General features: G+C 59.8%; 18 protein-coding genes and 1 tRNA gene. 6 read left to right on the plus strand and 13 right to left on the minus strand.

The window, feature by feature from the left end:
• The 5 genes from M9827_RS16165 to M9827_RS16185 all read right to left on the minus strand — a co-directional run.
• Nucleotides 1-936 (minus strand): ribose-phosphate pyrophosphokinase (locus M9827_RS16165; protein ID WP_250606180.1); only part of this gene is annotated, 936 nt, incomplete at its 3' end.
• Nucleotides 937-981: 45 nt separating this feature from the next.
• A tRNA-Gln gene (locus tag M9827_RS16170) sits at nt 982-1056 on the minus strand.
• 36 nt (nt 1057-1092) lie between these two features.
• Nucleotides 1093-1944, minus strand: coding sequence for a 4-(cytidine 5'-diphospho)-2-C-methyl-D-erythritol kinase (ispE, locus tag M9827_RS16175; RefSeq protein WP_250606181.1), 852 nt, complete (start codon nt 1942-1944; stop codon nt 1093-1095).
• 3 nt (nt 1945-1947) lie between these two features.
• Complete coding sequence (gene lolB / locus M9827_RS16180) at nt 1948-2565, minus strand: lipoprotein insertase outer membrane protein LolB (protein ID WP_250606182.1); 618 nt, start codon at nt 2563-2565, stop codon at nt 1948-1950.
• 3 nt (nt 2566-2568) lie between these two features.
• Nucleotides 2569-4293 (minus strand): tetratricopeptide repeat protein, encoded by a 1725-nt coding sequence (locus M9827_RS16185; RefSeq protein ID WP_250606183.1) that lies wholly within the window; start codon nt 4291-4293, stop codon nt 2569-2571.
• A gap of 182 nt (nt 4294-4475) precedes the next feature.
• On the opposite strand from M9827_RS16185, the gene hemA reads away from it, so the two are divergent.
• The 6 genes from hemA (at nt 4476) to M9827_RS16215 (ending at nt 9836) form a co-directional block, all read left to right on the plus strand.
• Nucleotides 4476-5762 (plus strand): glutamyl-tRNA reductase, encoded by a 1287-nt coding sequence (hemA, locus tag M9827_RS16190; protein WP_007951716.1) that lies wholly within the window; start codon nt 4476-4478, stop codon nt 5760-5762.
• The gene (gene prfA, locus M9827_RS16195) at nt 5759-6841 is read left to right on the plus strand and encodes a peptide chain release factor 1 (protein ID WP_250606184.1); all 1083 of its coding nucleotides are present in this window, start codon (nt 5759-5761) and stop codon (nt 6839-6841) included. Before hemA ends, prfA begins: the two co-directional genes overlap by 4 nt.
• Nucleotides 6842-7672 (plus strand): peptide chain release factor N(5)-glutamine methyltransferase, encoded by an 831-nt coding sequence (gene prmC, locus M9827_RS16200; RefSeq protein WP_250606185.1) that lies wholly within the window; start codon nt 6842-6844, stop codon nt 7670-7672.
• Nucleotides 7666-8421, plus strand: coding sequence for a molybdopterin-synthase adenylyltransferase MoeB (locus M9827_RS16205; protein ID WP_150693135.1), 756 nt, complete (start codon nt 7666-7668; stop codon nt 8419-8421). The genes prmC and M9827_RS16205 overlap by 7 nt, the downstream gene beginning before the upstream one ends.
• Nucleotides 8414-9205: a glutamate racemase gene (murI, locus tag M9827_RS16210; protein WP_250606186.1), complete on the plus strand. Its 792-nt coding sequence runs from the start codon at nt 8414-8416 to the stop codon at nt 9203-9205. The genes M9827_RS16205 and murI overlap by 8 nt, the downstream gene beginning before the upstream one ends.
• 112 nt (nt 9206-9317) lie before the next feature.
• On the plus strand, nt 9318-9836 hold the full coding sequence (locus M9827_RS16215) for an acyloxyacyl hydrolase (protein WP_250606187.1): 519 nt from the start codon (nt 9318-9320) through the stop codon (nt 9834-9836).
• 91 nt (nt 9837-9927) lie between these two features.
• Here the strand turns inward: M9827_RS16215 and M9827_RS16220 are convergent, their stop codons facing one another.
• Genes M9827_RS16220 through phrB form a run of 8 tightly spaced genes read right to left on the minus strand, consistent with a single transcriptional unit; the run spans nt 9928 to nt 16718 of the window.
• Entirely contained in the window at nt 9928-10233 is a 306-nt protein-coding gene (locus tag M9827_RS16220; protein WP_007912865.1) for a YkgJ family cysteine cluster protein, read from the minus strand.
• A gap of 53 nt (nt 10234-10286) precedes the next feature.
• Nucleotides 10287-10778, minus strand: coding sequence for a DUF2878 domain-containing protein (locus M9827_RS16225; RefSeq protein ID WP_250606188.1), 492 nt, complete (start codon nt 10776-10778; stop codon nt 10287-10289).
• Nucleotides 10771-12036, minus strand: coding sequence for an SAM-dependent methyltransferase (locus M9827_RS16230; RefSeq protein ID WP_250606189.1), 1266 nt, complete (start codon nt 12034-12036; stop codon nt 10771-10773). Before M9827_RS16230 ends, M9827_RS16225 begins: the two co-directional genes overlap by 8 nt.
• Nucleotides 12023-12838, minus strand: a complete 816-nt coding sequence (locus M9827_RS16235; RefSeq protein ID WP_250606190.1) for a DUF1365 domain-containing protein — start codon at nt 12836-12838, stop codon at nt 12023-12025. The genes M9827_RS16230 and M9827_RS16235 overlap by 14 nt, the downstream gene beginning before the upstream one ends.
• Entirely contained in the window at nt 12835-14082 is a 1248-nt protein-coding gene (locus tag M9827_RS16240) for an NAD(P)/FAD-dependent oxidoreductase (RefSeq protein ID WP_250606191.1), read from the minus strand. The genes M9827_RS16235 and M9827_RS16240 overlap by 4 nt, the downstream gene beginning before the upstream one ends.
• Nucleotides 14079-14861 (minus strand): SDR family NAD(P)-dependent oxidoreductase, encoded by a 783-nt coding sequence (locus M9827_RS16245; RefSeq protein WP_250606192.1) that lies wholly within the window; start codon nt 14859-14861, stop codon nt 14079-14081. Before M9827_RS16245 ends, M9827_RS16240 begins: the two co-directional genes overlap by 4 nt.
• Complete coding sequence (locus tag M9827_RS16250; protein WP_250606193.1) at nt 14858-15280, minus strand: nuclear transport factor 2 family protein; 423 nt, start codon at nt 15278-15280, stop codon at nt 14858-14860. The genes M9827_RS16245 and M9827_RS16250 overlap by 4 nt, the downstream gene beginning before the upstream one ends.
• Nucleotides 15273-16718 carry a deoxyribodipyrimidine photo-lyase gene (gene phrB / locus M9827_RS16255; RefSeq protein ID WP_250606387.1) on the minus strand — a complete coding sequence of 482 codons (1446 nt, stop codon included), beginning with the start codon at nt 16716-16718 and terminating at the stop codon, nt 15273-15275. Before phrB ends, M9827_RS16250 begins: the two co-directional genes overlap by 8 nt.
• Between the last annotated feature and the right edge of the window lie 2 nt (nt 16719-16720).

Raw genomic sequence — 16720 nt, forward strand, 5'->3', positions numbered from 1 at the left:
GAACATCGCGCTGATCGATTCTTCATTGCTGATGCGGCGAACCGCTTCGGCAACAACCGGTGCGATATCCAGTTGACGGATACGTGCACAGGCTTGTGCTGCAGCGGACAGCGGGATGGTGTTGGTCACCACCAGCTCGTCCAGCACGGAATTTTCGATATTCTCGATGGCCCGACCCGACAGCACAGGGTGTGTGCAGTAGGCAAAGACCTTGGCTGCGCCATGCTCTTTCAGGGCCTTGGCCGCGTGGCACAGAGTGCCGGCGGTATCGACCATGTCATCGACCAGAATGCAGGTACGCCCTTCGACATCACCGATGATATGCATCACTTCAGAGTGATTGGCTTTCTCACGGCGTTTGTCGATGATCCCGAGGTCCACGCCCAGGGATTTGGCAACGGCACGTGCACGCACGACGCCACCAATGTCCGGGGACACGATCATCAGGTTTTCGAAGCGCTGATCTTCAATGTCATCCACCAGTACCGGGGAGCCGTAGATGTTATCTACCGGAATATCGAAGAAACCCTGAATCTGGTCAGCATGCAGATCAACCGTGAGAACACGGTCGATGCCGACTACGGTAAGCATGTCAGCAACGACTTTCGCGCTGATAGCCACACGTGCGGAACGCGGACGGCGATCCTGACGGGCATAACCAAAATAAGGAATAACAGCAGTGATACGAGTAGCCGAGGAGCGGCGGAAGGCATCAGCCATCACTACCAGTTCCATCAGGTTATCGTTGGTCGGAGCGCAAGTCGGCTGAATAATGAAAACGTCTTTACCGCGAACGTTTTCATTGATCTCGGCTGTAATTTCGCCGTCGGAAAACTTGCCGACAGAGATGTCACCGAGAGGGATATGCAGCTGACGTACGACACGCCGAGCCAGATCGGGGTTAGCATTCCCCGTAAAGACCATCATCTTGGACACGCGCAGTACCTAGAGGCTGAGGGTAACCTGGATGAGTATAGAAAATGGCAGGGGCGGCTGGATTCGAACCAACGCATGGCAGGATCAAAACCTGCTGCCTTACCGCTTGGCGACGCCCCTGTATCTGTTGCATCAAGTGCCGAGCACTTGGTTCCTTTAGAGCAGACTTTGCAGCTTGCGGTGCAACATCGAAACGTTGCTGCCTTTGGCTACAAACCCTGTAAGGGTCTCTGTCAGAAGGGCCGAGACTTTATCAGCTTCAGCTTTGCTTGGGAAGCCCCCAAACACACAACTTCCAGTTCCGGTGAGCTTTGCTTCGGTAAATTTACCTAACAAATCCAATGCGTTACGTACTTCTGGATAACGCCTTGCAACCACCGGCAAGCAGTCATTTCGACTGTTTCCCTCGGGAACGGGGCGCACTTTAATGGGCGGCGTGTTACGTGTCAACAAAGGATCGGAAAAAATTTCTGCCGTACTAACAGAGACTTGCGGCACGAGCACCAGATACCACGGTTCTTCGGGATCGACCGGGGTCAGTTTCTCGCCCACGCCCTCGGCAAACGCCGCGTGACCACGGACGAAAACCGGTACGTCGGCACCCAGCGTCAGGCCCAGTTCGGCCAGGCGATCTTCGTCCCAACCCAATTGCCACAAATGATTCAGGCCGAGCAAAGTCGTCGCCGCGTTCGAGCTGCCACCGCCGATGCCGCCGCCCATGGGCAGCACTTTATCAATCCAGATATCGATACCGAGCGAGCAACCGGATTGTTGCTGGAGCATTTTCGCCGCGCGCACGATCAGATTGCTGTCGTGGGGCACGCCTGCGAATTCGGTGTGCAGTTGAATCACGCCGTCATTGCGCACGGCAAAAGTGATCTCGTCGCCATAATCGACAAACTGAAACAGCGTCTGCAATTCGTGATAACCGTCTTCACGGCGACCGAGAATGTGCAGCATCAGATTGAGTTTGGCCGGCGAGGGCAGGGTCAGGCGTGCAGCGGTCATGGGTTATTGCCCCAACTTGCGCGGTTGCCAGGTCTTGATCACCAACGTGACGTCCAGGTCAGTGCCGTGCAACTTGATGCGTTCCGGCAACCAGTAACCGTTCTGCTCGGTGTAGGCGATGTATTCGACTTTCCAGCCATCCTGTTCGAGGTTGGCCAAGCGGCTGTCGGCATCCAGATTCAGGCGACTTTTGCTGTTCGGGGCTGGCAGGCCACGCACCCACCAGGCCAGGTTCGACACCGGCAGTTTCCAGCCTAGTTGCTCTTCAAGCAGCGCTTCCGGCGACTCGGAGTCATAGCGACCTTGATTGGCAACTTCCAGCGAAACCTTGCCCGGGCGCCCGGTCAAACGGGCCGCGCCACGACCCAGTGGGCCGGACAGGCGAATGTCGTAATAGTCCTGACGTTGCAGCCAGAACAGCGTGCCGCTACCGGAATCTTTCGGTGCGCGGATGCCGATCTTGCCGTCGATCTGCCAGCCGTCGAGGCCGGTCAGCTGTTGTTTGTTCGCGGCCCATTGAGCCGGACTGCCGTGGCCCTCGACCGATTCGCGAGTGCCAAAACCCGAGCAGCCGGCGAGCAGGGCGATGAAGCTGAAAACAATAACGTGGCGCAAAAACATGAGTTAAAGAGTCTCGGATCCGGTCAGGCGCTTGATGGTGCTGCGCAGAATGGTGCTGTCGGGCTGATCCTTGAGGAATTTGCCCCAGATTTGTTTGGCTTCACGCTGGTTGCCCTTGGTCCACAAGACTTCGCCCAGGTGCGCGGCGACTTCGTGATCGGGGAAGCGCTCCAGCGCCTGACGCAGATATTTCTCGGCGTCATCCAGATTGCCCAAGCGGTAGTTCACCCAGCCGAGGCTGTCGAGTACGGCCGGGTCTTCCGGATTGATCTGATGTGCCTGCTCGATCAGCGCTTTGGCTTCAGCGTAGCGGGTGGTGCGGTCGGACAGGGTGTAGCCCAGCGCGTTGAGCGCCATGGCGTTGTCCGGATCACGCTTGATGATCAGGCGCAGGTCTTTTTCCATTTGCGCCAGGTCATTGCGTTTTTCCGCGAGCATCGCCCGGGTGTAGAGCAGATTCAGATCGTCCGGGTATTGCTGCAAGGCTTGCTGCAAGACTTTCCAGGCCTTGTCGTCCTGTTTGTTAGCCGACAGGGTTTCCGATTCGATCAGGTACAGCTGGATCGCGTAATCCGGTTGCTCGTCGCGCTGGGCGGCGAGTTTGCTTTGCGCTTCAGCCGTTTTGCCGTTGTTCATCAGGATGTCGGCCTGACGCAATTGCGCCGGCAGATAATCGTTGCCCGGGCCGACCTGGGCGTACTCGATGAGCGCGCCTTGCGGGTCGTTGCGTTCTTCGGCGATGCGACCGAGGTTCAGGTGCGCCGAATCGACGTGGCTTTCGCGGGCGATCAAGTCTTCCAGATAACCCTTGGCCTCGTCCCAGGCTTTGGCTTCCAGGCAGACCAGGGCGAGCGAGTAACGCAGTTCGTCGTCTTCCGGGTATTGCTGAACCAGGCTGGAGAACTCGGCCTTGGCGTCTTCCATGCGGTCTTGCTCAACCAGCATGCGCGCGTAAGTCAGGCGCAGGCGTTTGTCGTCCGGGTATTTCTTGATGCTTTTTTGCAGCAGCGGCAGGGCTTCGTCGCCACGGTTGAGCAATTGCAGCAGACGTGCGCGCAGCAGGATCGGTGCGATCTCGCCTTCTTCCGGCGGATGGTCTTCGAGCAATGCCAGTGCGGCTTTATTGTCGCCATCCTGTTGCAACAACAGGGCCTTGCCGAAAATCAGCTGGCTGTTGTTCGGGTGACGCTGCAACAAGCGGTCGAAACTTTTCATCAGACCGTTGCGGGTTTCCTGATCGGTATCCGCTGCCGACAGCGCGAGGAAATCGAAATGGGTATCGCCCTTGCCCTGCAGAACTTTCTCCATATAGACCATCGAGTCGTCATAACGCCCGGCGCGCGCCAGTTGCACGGCGGCGGCGCGTTGCGCTTCGAGGTCATCCGGGGCGTTTTTCGCCCAGATCAGCGCGGTATCGAGGGCCGGTTGATCGGCGCCCAGATATTCGGCGATGCGGAATGCACGCTCGGAGACACCCGGATCCTGAGTGTTGATGGCCTGGGTCACGTAGTTGTCCAGGGCAATGTCGAAACGATTGCGCTGGCCGGCGAGTTCGGCGCTCAACAGGCTGAAAACGGTTTCCTCGCTGAACGAGCTGTAAACCTTGGGCTTTTCAGGCGCGGGCGTGGTGTCTTCAACCGACGGCGTACCGTCCGGCGAAACGGGGGCCAAGGCCTGGCAGCCGCTGAGGAAGACAAAAGCGAGGAGCAACGCGGAAGATCTATTCATATAGGAAGAGGACGACTAACCTGCGGTCGGATCATCATGACACAAGCCTTCGACCAAACATAACCGAGACTCAATTGTGCCCATTATAGGGACTGACGATTGGGACAATAGTCAGCGGTAGTTGTTCTGAATCTTTCGAAGTAGGACAATTGCCGGCTTCACGTCACCATCAGCGACCTTGAATGGCCTTCCTTGCACTCGGTATCAACCACAAGACTGCTTCAGTAGACGTCCGCGAGCGCGTGGCTTTTACTCCTGAACAGCTGGTGGAGGCCTTGCAGCAGCTCTGCCGACTCACCGACAGCCGCGAAGCTGCGATCCTCTCCACCTGCAATCGCAGTGAGCTTTATATAGAACAGGATCAGCTTTCTGCCGATATCGTGCTGCGCTGGCTGGCCGATTATCACCATTTAAGCCTCGATGAGCTGCGCGCGAGTGCTTATGTGCATGAAGATGATGCGGCAGTTCGTCACATGATGCGTGTCGCCTCCGGGCTCGACTCGCTGGTGCTGGGCGAACCGCAGATTCTCGGCCAAATGAAGTCGGCCTATGCCGTGGCCCGCGAGGCCGGCACCATCGGGCCGCTACTCGGACGGCTGTTTCAGGCGACGTTCAATGCCGCCAAACAGGTGCGCACCGACACCGCGATTGGTGAAAACCCGGTGTCCGTGGCGTTTGCCGCGGTCAGTCTGGCCAAACAGATTTTCAGTGATTTGCAACGCAGCCAGGCCTTGCTGATCGGCGCCGGCGAGACCATCACCCTGGTCGCCCGCCATTTGCATGAGCTGGGGGTCAAGCGCATCGTCGTGGCCAACCGCACTCTGGAGCGCGCCAGTTTGCTGGCCGAACAGTTCGGCGCCCACGCGGTGCTGCTCTCGGACATCCCGGCAGAGCTGGTGCGCAGCGACATCGTCATCAGTTCGACCGCCAGTCAGTTGCCGATTCTCGGCAAAGGCGCGGTCGAGAGTGCATTGAAGCTGCGCAAGCACAAACCGATTTTCATGGTCGACATCGCCGTTCCCCGCGATATCGAGCCAGAAGTCGGCGAGTTGGACGACGTTTACCTCTACAGCGTCGACGATCTCCACGAAGTGGTCGCCGAGAACCTCAAGAGTCGCCAGGGGGCAGCCCAGGCCGCGGAGGAGATGGTCTCGGTCGGCGCCGATGATTTCATGGTGCGCCTGCGCGAATTGGCGGCGGTCGATGTGCTCAAGGCCTATCGTCAGCAGAGCGAACGCCTGCGCGACGAGGAGCTGCAAAAAGCCCTGCGTCTGCTGGCCAACGGCGGCAACGCCGAAGACGTACTCGGGCAACTGGCCCGTGGCCTGACCAATAAACTCTTGCATGCGCCCAGCGTGCAATTGAAAAAGCTTTCTGCCGAAGGCCGCCTCGATGCGCTGGCCATGGCCCAGGAACTCTTTGCCCTCGAGGGCTCACCGGATAGCTTTTCGGATAAAAAACCGCAATGAAAGCGTCACTGCTCAATAAGCTGGATGTCCTCCAGGACCGTTTCGAGGAACTCACCGCACTGCTCGGCGACGGCGAAGTCATTTCCGATCAAGTCAAATTCCGCGCCTATTCCAAGGAATACGCCGAACTTGAGCCGGTGGTACAGGGCTATAAAAAGCTGCTCAGCGTACAAAGCGATCTTGAAGGCGCGCAGGCGTTGCTCAAGGACAGCGACCCGGACATGCGGGAAATGGCCGTGGAAGAAGTTCGTGAAGCCAAAGAGTTGCTGATAACCCTGGAAGACGATCTGCAGCGCATGCTGCTGCCCAAGGATCCCAACGACGGCCGTAACGTCTTTCTTGAAATCCGCGCCGGCACCGGTGGCGACGAGGCGGCGATCTTCTCCGGCGACCTGTTCCGCATGTACTCGCGTTACGCCGAACGTCGTGGCTGGCGCGTGGAAATTCTTTCGGAAAACGAAGGCGAGCACGGTGGCTATAAAGAAGTCATCGCCCGCATCGAAGGCGACAACGTTTACGGCAAGCTGAAATTCGAATCCGGCGCGCACCGCGTACAGCGTGTACCCGCCACCGAATCCCAGGGTCGGATCCACACTTCGGCGTGCACCGTGGCGGTATTGCCCGAGCCGGACGAGCGCGAAGCCATCGAGATCAACCCGGCGGATCTGCGCGTCGACACTTACCGCTCCTCCGGGGCCGGTGGTCAGCACGTCAACACCACCGATTCGGCGATCCGCATCACCCACATACCGACCGGCACCGTCGTCGAGTGTCAGGAAGAACGTTCCCAGCACAAGAACCGGGCGCGGGCGATGGCCTGGCTGTCGGCCAAACTCAACGATCAGCAAACCGCCGCGGCGGCCAATGCGATTGCCAGCGAGCGTAAATTGCTGGTGGGTTCCGGTGATCGTTCCGAGCGGATTCGTACCTACAACTTTGCTCAGGGCCGGGTTACCGACCATCGCGTCAACCTGACCCTGTACTCCCTCGATGAAATCCTTGCCGGTGGCGTTGAAGCGGTGATCGAGCCGTTGCTGGCCGAATACCAGGCTGACCAGCTCGCAGCGATAGGTGAATAAATGACCATCATTGCCAGCCTGTTGCGCGCTGCCGAATTGCCGGACTCACCGACTGCGCGTCTGGATGCCGAATTGCTTCTTGCCGCTGCACTGGGCAAGTCGCGCAGCTTTCTGCACACCTGGCCCGAGCGCATCGTGCCGAGTGAAGCGGCGCTGGTCTTTGCCGAATATTTGCAACGCCGCCGCAGTGGCGAACCGGTGGCTTACATTCTGGGTCAGCAGGGTTTCTGGAAGCTGGATCTGGAAGTCGCGCCGCACACGCTGATTCCGCGCCCGGATACCGAGTTGCTAGTGGAAGCGGCGCTGGAATTGCTGCCCGCAACGCCCGCTAAAGTCCTCGATCTCGGCACTGGCAGCGGCGCGATCGCCCTGGCCTTGGCCAGCGAACGCCCTGCGTGGAAAGTCACCGCTGTGGATCGCGTGCTGGAAGCCGTGGCACTTGCCGAACGCAATCGCCAGCGCCTGCATTTGCACAACGCCACCGTGCTCAGCAGCCATTGGTTCAGTGCGCTGGAAGGTCAGCGTTTTCAGTTGATCATCAGCAACCCGCCGTACATTGCCGCTGCCGATCCGCATCTGGTCGAAGGCGATGTGCGTTTCGAACCGACCAGTGCACTGGTCGCCGGTGAAGACGGACTCGACGATCTGCGTCTGATCGTCGCCCAGGCCCCTGATCATCTTGAGGCCGCCGGCTGGCTGATGCTCGAACACGGCTATGATCAAGCCGAAGCCATGCGCGATCTGTTGCTCACTCGCGGTTTTGAAGAAGTCCGCAGCCGCACCGATCTGGGCGGTCATCAACGCATCAGTCTGGGGCGCCTGCCGTGCTGAATGATCAGGAATTGCTGCGCTACAGCCGGCAGATTCTGCTGCAACACATCGACATCGACGGGCAGTTGAAGCTCAAGGCCAGTCGCGTGCTGATCGTCGGCCTCGGCGGTCTCGGCGCGCCGGTTGCGCTGTATCTGGCAGCGGCGGGTGTCGGTGAATTGCATCTGGCGGATTTCGATACGGTCGACCTGACCAACCTGCAACGCCAGATCATTCATGACACCGACAGCGTCGGCATGAGCAAGGTCGACTCGGCGCTCAAGCGTCTGGGCGCGATCAATCCCGAGATTCAACTGATCGCTCATCGTCAGGCGCTGGACGAGGATTCTCTCGCTGCTGCCGTGGCGGCGGTGGATCTGGTGCTCGACTGCTCCGATAATTTCTCCACCCGCGAAGCGGTCAACGCCGCGTGTGTGGCTGCGTGCAAACCTTTGGTCAGCGGCGCGGCGATTCGTCTTGAGGGGCAGTTGTCGGTGTTTGACCCGCGTCGTGCCGAGAGCCCGTGCTATCACTGTTTATACGGGCACGGCAGCGAGGCCGAACTGACCTGCAGCGAGGCCGGAGTGGTCGGACCGCTGGTTGGTCTGGTCGGCAGCCTGCAAGCACTGGAAGCCTTGAAGGTGCTGGTCGGTTTCGGTGAGCCGCTGGTGGGCCGCTTGCTGCTGATCGATGCCCTGGGTTCGCGCTTCCGCGAGCTGCGGGTCAAGCGCGATCCGGGTTGCAGCGTCTGTGGTTCGCGCCATGCGTGAAGCGCCGATCGGCGTGTTCGACTCCGGCGTTGGCGGCTTGTCGGTGTTGGCGGAAATCCAGCGGTTGCTGCCCAATGAATCGCTGCTCTATGTCGCCGATTGCGGGCACGTCCCCTACGGCGAGAAAACCCCGGAATTCATTCGCCAGCGCTGCAGCGTGATGGCCGGTTTTTTCCGCGAGCAGGGCGCCAAGGCGTTGGTGCTGGCCTGCAATACCGCAACGGTCGCAGGCGTTGCCGATTTACGACGTGATTTTCCTGACTGGCCGATTGTCGGTATGGAGCCTGCGGTCAAACCAGCGGCAGCCGCGACCCGCAGCGGTGTAGTCGGCGTACTCGCCACCACCGGCACGTTGCAGAGCGCCAAGTTCGCGGCGCTGCTCGATCGCTTTGCCACTGACGTGCGCGTGATCACCCAGCCATGCCCCGGCCTGGTCGAGCTGATTGAAAGCGGCGATCTGCACAGCGCCGAGTTGCGCCAGTTGCTGCAAGGGTATGTCGAGCCACTGCTGGCCAGCAGTTGCGACACGATCATTCTGGGCTGTACCCACTATCCCTTCCTCAAGCCGATGCTCAAATCGATGATCCCTGCGGACATCAGCCTGATCGATACCGGCGCTGCTGTGGCGCGGCAACTTCAGCGGCTTTTGGCGGAGCGCGATTTGCTTGCCGCCGGCCCGAACCGGTCGGTCAGATTCTGGACCAGCGCGGACCCTGCGTACTTCAAAAACATCCTGCCATTGCTGGGACAAAGCGCTGGCGAAGTGCAAAACTTCGACTTGTAAAAAAATTGTGAAATAACTAGAAAAACAGCTGAACTTCTAATCAAGCGCTAGCTTCTATAGCGATGAGTTATCTAGAAAACCAAACGATCGTTCCGGAAAAGGAAGTTTCAACGTGAAGCGACTATTCTGCTTGGCCGCGATTGCGGCCGCACTGATGGGGCAAAGTATTACTGCACAAGCGGCAGGCGTGGAGTTCGCGGTGGGTGCCACCAGCGATTCGACCATGACGTACCGCCTGGGCATGAATTTCGACTGGGACAAGAGCTGGCTGCAAAGTGACGTCGGTCGTCTGACCGGTTACTGGAGCGGCGCTTACACTTACTGGGAAGGTGACAAGACGTCCAGTAACAACAGCCTGTCGTTCTCGCCGGTATTCGTTTACGAGTTCGCCGGTGAGTCGGTCAAACCGTATGTCGAGGCGGGCATCGGCGTAGCCGCGTTCTCCAATACCAAGTACGAATCCAACAATCTCGGCGGCTCTTTCCAGTTCGAAGACCGCCTGGGTTTTGGCCTGCGTTTCAATGGCGGACATGAAGTCGGGATTCGTGCGACGCACTATTCCAACGCCGGTCTCGCCAGTGACAACGACGGCGTAGAAAGTTACTCGCTGCATTACACGATGCCGCTCTAAAAAGATCAAAAGATCGCAGCCTTCGGCAGCTCCTACATGGGAATGATTTCTTCTGTAGGAGCTGCCGAAGGCTGCGATCTTTTGCTTTAAATCAGCGGTAGGCAGTCGTGATGCCTTTGCGTTCTTCAATGCACTCCGGCGCGCCCATTTCGAATTCGCGACAAATCAGCGGCCGTTTCTCATAGATCGTGCACATCATGCTGTCGCGATCCAGCGCCGCGCACCAGCCGTCGTCCAGACGCAACATCACTTCACCGCCCCACTCATCGGTATCGATAAAGCGATCAGGCACGCCGGTGTCGGTGATCAGCATCACTTCGAGCTGGCAACAGCACGCCGCGCAGGTCGAGCAAGTGACCGCCGGTTCCGTGATTTGTTGGTGGGGAATGGTCTTCATGGTCGGCAGTGTAAGGCAGTGGCCGGAGCACGTGTGAAAGGTCTGACGGACGCTCAGCGAGTCAGCCGCCGAGCCATCGTATGCAGCAACGGAAATAGCAGTGCCCAGAGCAGGCCGATGCCGATCAGTGTCGGCAATTCGCCATAGGGAAATTGCACCCCGGCCAGGCGCCCGCCAGCGTAATACGACAGCGCGCCGCCGACCGCGCCAAGCACACTGGCCAGCCACCAAGGGCGGGCGCTCCAGGCCAGACAATGACGCAAGGTGGTCGCCAGCAGCGCCCAGAGCAGCATCAGCCACAACGGAATCAGCGGCGACTGATCCTGAAACGCGAACACGCCGGCACCGCGCAACACACTGTCGACCGCGGTGCCGACAATCACCACGCTGAGGATCAAACGCCCCTCAGCCGCCCAACTGCTGATCCAGCGCAGATGGATCACCAGCACCGCCAGCGCGGCCAGCAACCACAGGCTGTTGCCGCCCATCACGCAGATCAGCCAGCCGATCTGGAACAACACGGCATTGGCGACACGCTCAAGCATCGAAGCGTCCGAGCAGCGGCGCGGTCATCGCCGCCGGTTTGGCCAGCAGCAATTGCGCGGTGCCGATGGTGCGTTCGAGGAAACCGCCCTCGCAGTAACACAGGTAAAACTCCCACAACCGCAGGAAATAATCGTCATAGCCCAGTTCGCTCAAGCGGCCGTGGGCGCGGCGGAAGTTCTCGTGCCACAGGCGCAGGGTGCGGGCGTAGTGCAGGCCGAAATCCTCCATGTGCAGCAGGTTCATGTCGGTGTCGCGGCCGACCACTTCGAGCATTTTCTGCACGCAGGGCAGGGCGCCGCCGGGGAAGATGTAGCGCTGGATGAAATCGACGCTACGCTTGGCCTGTTCGTAACGCTGCTCGCGGATGGTGATCGCCTGGATCAACATCAGGCCGTTGCTCTTGAGCAACTGCGCGCACTGTTTGAAGTAGGTCGGCAGGAAGCGGTGCCCGACGGCTTCGATCATCTCGATCGACACCAGTTTGTCGTATTCGCCGGTCAGGTCGCGGTAGTCCTTGAGCAACAGCGTGACGCGATCCTGCAAACCCAGTTGTTCGATGCGTTGCGCGGTAAACGCGTACTGCTCTTTCGACAGGGTCGTGGTGGTCACGCGGCAGCCGTAATGTTGCGCGGCATACAGCGCCATGCTGCCCCAGCCAGTGCCGATCTCCAGCAAATGGTCGCTGTCCTTGAGCGCGAGCTTCTGACAGATGCGCTCGAGTTTGTTCAGTTGTGCCTGTTCGAGGCTGTCTTCCGGCGTAAGGAACTGCGCCGCCGAATACATCATGGTCGGGTCGAGAAACTGCTCGAACAGATCGTTGCCCAGATCGTAGTGCGCGGCGATGTTCTTCTGCGAACCCTTGCGCGTGTTGCGGTTGAGCCAGTGCAGACCTTGCACAAGTGGCCGGCTGAGACGGGCCAGACCGCCCTCCATGGCATCGAGCACGTCGAGGTTGCTGACGAACACGCGGACCACGGCCGTCAGATCCGGTGAACTCCAATAGCCATGGATAAAGGCCTCGCCGGCACCAATCGAACCGTTACCGGCAACCAGGCCCCAAACGGCCGAGTCGAGCACATGGATTTCCCCGAGCAAGGCACTGCCCGGCGTACCGAACATCAGGCGTTCGCCATCCTCGATCACCAACAGTTGGCCGTTTTTCAGCTGAGCCAATTGACGCAGCACGCCACGGCGCAGCAACGATCCGGTCAAACCGTTGGTGCTGAGCCGGCTGACCGACAGACTAGAGGATTTCATGGCGCTGCTCCTTGGGAGGCACAGTGGCGGTTTGAAAACTGCCGTCGGCAGTCTGATGAGCAAAAATCGGTGCGCGTTTTAGCAGCAGTCGCAGCGCTTGCCAGTAAATGGCCAGAGCGGTTTTCGCGGTCATCCACGGAAAGCGCCGCAGGTAACGATGCAGGCTGCGCCGGTCGAGGCTTTCGCGTTGCAGATTGAGCGTCGCGTCGAACAGTTTGTGTTCGCCTTGCCAGTCAGCCATGTGCACGCCGAGTTTTTGCGCGGCGGGGCTGAAGCTCATGCGGTATTCGAGATCGCGCGGCAGGAACGGTGAAACGTGAAAGGCTTTGGCCACGGCAAAGTGCTGATGGAAATCCTGCAGATTGACCGGGGGCCGCGCCGGCAACACATAGTGGTAGCGCTCGCCCCACGGCGTGTTGGTCACTTCGCAGACGATCGCCGCCAGTTGCCCGTCCGCCTCATGGCAGTAAAAGAAACTCACCGGGTTGAACGACAGCCCCCAACTGCGCGCCTGGGTCAGCAGGCAGATCGAGCCTTGCGGTTCGTGGCCGATGGCAAGGCCGATTTGCTGGCGCACCGCATCGATCAAGCGTATGCCACGGCCGGTGAAGGCCTTGAGGTAGTCAGTCTCGCGAAATGAAAACGGCGCAAAGCGGCTGCGTCCGGCCAGCGGCGAGAGTGCAAGTACCGCGTCCTGTTCGCTGAGATCGAGGTAGAGCAAGCCGATCCGGTAACGGAATTCATGGCGGCGCGGCGAAAAACGCCGATGGCCGATCCAGCCGCTATACAGGGCGCTGTTCATAAGCTTTCCCCGAACGCGGCGGCCACGCGCAAGGCGCTGACGACACCGTCCTCATGAAACCCGTTGGCCCAGTAAGCGCCGCAATAATGCGTGTGCTGCGCACCATCCAGTTCACCCCAGCGTTGCTGCGCGGCCACGGCCGCAAGGCTGAACTGCGGGTGGGCGTACGTGTAGCGGGCGAGCACTTTGTCGGGGCTGATCCCGGCACTCTGATTGAGGCTGACGCAGAACGTGGTGTCGCTCTGAATGCCCTGCAGAATGTTCATGTCGTAAGTGACGGCAGCGTGGGTATGGCCGGCGCCGCTGAGCCGATAGTTCCAGCTCGCCCAGGCCAGTTTGCGCGTCGGCAGCAAACGGGTATCGGTGTGCAGCACCACTTCGTTGTCGGCATACGGCAGGGCGCCGAGGATTGCGCGTTCGGCATCGCTAGGGACTGCCAGCAGTTTCAGCGCCTGGTCGCTGTGACAGGCGAATACCACTCGGTCAAAGTGCTCGAGGCCTGCCGGGCTGTGGATAACTACGCCATGCACATCGCGATCAACCCGGGTGACCGGGCAATTGAGCCGAATCCTGTCCTTGAACGCGGCTGTCAGCGGCGCGATGTAAGCGCTGGAACCGCCTTCAATGACTTGCCATTGCGGCCGATCGCTGACTGACAACAGCCCGTGGTTCTTGAAGAACCGCACAAAAAACTGCAGCGGGAAGTTGAGCATTTCTGCCATCGACATCGACCAGATCGCCGAGCCCATCGGCACGATGTAATGCAGGATGAAACGTTCACCGTAGCCGCCAGCCTTGAGGTATTCGTCGAGGGTGGTGTCGGCGGCGATGCGCAGTTCGACGAGGTCGCGCTGAGCTTCTTTGTTGAAGCGCAGGATGTCGCGCAACATGCCCCAGAACCCCGGCGACAACAGATTGCTGCGCTGGGCGAAGAGGCTGTTGAGGTTGTTGCCGTTGTATTCCAGACCGGTGTCTGGGTCGGTTACCGAGAAACTCATTTCCGTCGGTTTGAACGCCACGCCGAGTTGGCCGAGCAAGCGGATGAAGTTCGGGTAGGTCCAGTCGTTGAAGACGATGAAACCGGTGTCCACGGCGTACTGCCGTCCTGCGACGGTGACGTCCACGGTGTGCGTGTGGCCACCGACCCAGTCGCCCGCCTCGAATACCGTGACTTCATGGCGGCGATTGAGCAGGTAGGCGCAGGTCAGTCCGGCGATGCCGCTGCCGACGATGGCAATTTTCATGTCGGATCCGTCAGAGGAGGCGACTTGCGCACCATGCGCTTGCCGATGGCCAATTGGACGCGCGTCGGCAATTTCGACAGCGGCCACAGCGCGGCCATGAACAGCGCCGGGAAGGCGATTTCCAATGGCCGATCTTTGAGTTTGGCGAAGATATGCCGCGCCGCTTTATCCACAGGCCAGCTCAAGGGCATGGGGAAATCGTTTTTGGCGGTCAGCGGGGTCTCCACAAAACCGGGGCTGATGACTGTGACTTCAATGCCTTCGTCGGCGAGATCGATGCGCAGCGATTCGAACAGGTAGCGCAAACCGGCCTTCGAGGCGCCGTAGGCTTCAGCCCGTGGCAGCGGCAGGTAGGTTACCGAACTGGCCATGCCGACCAGGTGCGGCGCGGTGCCTTTGCGCAGCAAGGGCAGGGCGGCCTCGATGCAGTAGCTGCTGGCGAGCAGGTTGGTGCGCACCACATGCTCGATGATCGAGGAATCGAACTGTTTGGCATCCACGTATTCGCAGGTGCCAGCGTTGAGGATCACCGAATCCAGGGAACCCCAGTCGGCGGCGATCTGCTCGCCGATTTCGCGCACTGTCTGGCTGTTGGTCAGATCCCCCGGCACCACCAGAACCTGCCCCGGATAGCGTTGTGACAAGACCTTGAGCGCGGCGACCTGACGGGAGCTGACCGCCAGGTGTGCACCGGTTTTCAGAATCTCTTCAGCCAGCGCCGCGCCGATGCCACTGCTGGCCCCGGTCAACCAATAACGCCGTGGAGGTGTACGACTCATCCCATTCTCCTTTTCAGCCAGGCAATGACCCGGCCCAATACTGGCAAGTGTTCATACAGCAGCGCCCCGGCATCAAAATAATCCCGATGGCGATAAACCTTGTCGTGCCACAGCAAATGCGAGCAGCCGCTGACACGAATCAAACGACCACCCGCCAGGCGCGGGTGGCGATAACTCATGACCCAACGCAGGTAGCCCTCGCAGGCGCCGATCTGGTCGAAACCATGAAAGTCGAAACGCAGTTCGCTGACGTTGGCGTACAGCTCGCCGAAATAGACGCGCAGTTGCGCCAGCCCCTGCACTTCATGCAGCGGGTCGGTGAAGTGAATGTCATCGCTGTACAGCTCGCCCAGGCTTTCCAGGTTGTCTTTGTTCAATGCTGAAAATTGCCGGGCGAAACGGCGCAGGAATTCACTCATCATCACCTCCGGTAGACGTACGCGAAGGCAGACTCTTGAAGGCAGCCAATGCGCGCTGGCGCGAAGTGCTGAGATTGACGATCGGCGACGGGTAATCCGCCGCGCCGAACAAACCACCGACGTCGGCCGGGTTATGCACTTCTTTCTTGTTGAGGGCCGCCAGTTCCGGTAGCCAGTGCTTGATGAACAGGCCTTCGCTGTCGAATTTTTCCGACTGGCTCAACGGATTGAAGATGCGGAAGTACGGTGCCGAATCGGTGCCGGTGGAGGCGCTCCATTGCCAGCCACCGTTGTTCGCCGCCAGATCGCCATCAATCAGGTGACGCATGAAAAAGCGTTCGCCTTCGCGCCAGTCGATCAGCAGGTTTTTGGTCAGGAACATCGCCACGATCATGCGCAGGCGATTGTGCATCCAGCCGGTTTCGAGCAATTGCCGCATGGCCGCGTCGATGATCGGCAGACCGGTGCGCGCCTCTTGCCAGGCGGCAAGATCGTCCGGCGCATCACGCCAGGCCAGCGCTTCGGTTTCCTGGCGAAAGGCGCGGTGCCGCGAGACCCGTGGATAGCCGACCAGAATGTGTTTGTAGAACTCGCGCCACAGCAGCTCGTTGATCCAGGTGACCGCACCGACCTTGCCGCTCTCGAACTCGCCCTGATTGCTTTGCAGGGCGGCGTGCAGGCACTGGCGCGGCGAAATAACCCCGGCGGCGAGGTACGCCGAGAGCTGACTGGTGCCAGGCTTGGCCGGGAAATCGCGTTCGCTTTGGTAGTAGTCGATCTGCGCGTCGGTGAAGGTGTCGAGACGGCGCCGGGCTTCCTGTTCCCCGGCCGGCCACAGATCACGCAGAGCTTGATTCGGAGTGGCGAAGCCTGTGACGGAACCGGGCAGCGGATCGCTGTCGATCTGAAGTTTTGCCTGTTTGCCGGGTGCCGGGATCAGGGCCGGCATCGAGCGGTGCAGACGTTCGTAACAGACTTTGCGGAATTGGCTGAACACCTTGAAATAAGTGCCGGTCTTGGTCAGCACGCTGCCGGGTTTGAACAGCAACTGATCGAGGTAGCTGTGAAACGTGATGCCCTCGGCCTTCAGTGTGTCCGCCACCGAGGCGTCGCGACGGCTTTCATGGACACCGTATTCTTCATTGACGTGAACCGCTTCGACCTTCAGTTGCCGACAGAGCTTGAGCAGTTCCGCTGGCGCTTGATCCCAATGCGCGGCAGTACGGATCAGCAGCGGAATGTTCAGCGCGGCGAGGCTTTTGCTCAGCTCATCGAGGTTGCGCAACCAGAAGTCGACCTTGCACGGCGCATCGTCATGTTCCAGCCACTGCTGCGGGCTCAACAGATACACGGCAACCGTCGGGCCGCGCGCTGCGGCGGCCGCGAGGGCGGTGTTGTCATGTTGGCGCAAGTCGCTGCGCAGCCAGATCAATTGCATGT

This window comes from Pseudomonas sp. AKS31, assembly GCF_023634765.1.
Taxonomy (GTDB): Bacteria; Pseudomonadota; Gammaproteobacteria; order Pseudomonadales; family Pseudomonadaceae; genus Aquipseudomonas.

What these genes read in the sequence shown, in the direction of transcription:
- ispE (WP_250606181.1), bottom strand. Translation starts at nt 1,944, where the DNA reads ATGACCGCTGCACGCCTGACCCTGCCCTCGCCGGCCAAACTCAATCTG.
- lolB (WP_250606182.1), bottom strand. Translation starts at nt 2,565, where the DNA reads ATGTTTTTGCGCCACGTTATTGTTTTCAGCTTCATCGCCCTGCTCGCC.
- M9827_RS16185 (WP_250606183.1), bottom strand. Translation starts at nt 4,293, where the DNA reads ATGAATAGATCTTCCGCGTTGCTCCTCGCTTTTGTCTTCCTCAGCGGC.
- hemA (WP_007951716.1), top strand. Translation starts at nt 4,476, where the DNA reads ATGGCCTTCCTTGCACTCGGTATCAACCACAAGACTGCTTCAGTAGAC.
- prfA (WP_250606184.1), top strand. Translation starts at nt 5,759, where the DNA reads ATGAAAGCGTCACTGCTCAATAAGCTGGATGTCCTCCAGGACCGTTTC.
- prmC (WP_250606185.1), top strand. Translation starts at nt 6,842, where the DNA reads ATGACCATCATTGCCAGCCTGTTGCGCGCTGCCGAATTGCCGGACTCA.
- murI (WP_250606186.1), top strand. Translation starts at nt 8,414, where the DNA reads ATGCGTGAAGCGCCGATCGGCGTGTTCGACTCCGGCGTTGGCGGCTTG.
- M9827_RS16220 (WP_007912865.1), bottom strand. Translation starts at nt 10,233, where the DNA reads ATGAAGACCATTCCCCACCAACAAATCACGGAACCGGCGGTCACTTGC.
- M9827_RS16225 (WP_250606188.1), bottom strand. Translation starts at nt 10,778, where the DNA reads ATGCTTGAGCGTGTCGCCAATGCCGTGTTGTTCCAGATCGGCTGGCTG.
- M9827_RS16230 (WP_250606189.1), bottom strand. Translation starts at nt 12,036, where the DNA reads ATGAAATCCTCTAGTCTGTCGGTCAGCCGGCTCAGCACCAACGGTTTG.
- M9827_RS16235 (WP_250606190.1), bottom strand. Translation starts at nt 12,838, where the DNA reads ATGAACAGCGCCCTGTATAGCGGCTGGATCGGCCATCGGCGTTTTTCG.
- M9827_RS16240 (WP_250606191.1), bottom strand. Translation starts at nt 14,082, where the DNA reads ATGAAAATTGCCATCGTCGGCAGCGGCATCGCCGGACTGACCTGCGCC.
- M9827_RS16245 (WP_250606192.1), bottom strand. Translation starts at nt 14,861, where the DNA reads ATGAGTCGTACACCTCCACGGCGTTATTGGTTGACCGGGGCCAGCAGT.
- M9827_RS16250 (WP_250606193.1), bottom strand. Translation starts at nt 15,280, where the DNA reads ATGAGTGAATTCCTGCGCCGTTTCGCCCGGCAATTTTCAGCATTGAAC.
- phrB (WP_250606387.1), bottom strand. Translation starts at nt 16,718, where the DNA reads ATGCAATTGATCTGGCTGCGCAGCGACTTGCGCCAACATGACAACACC.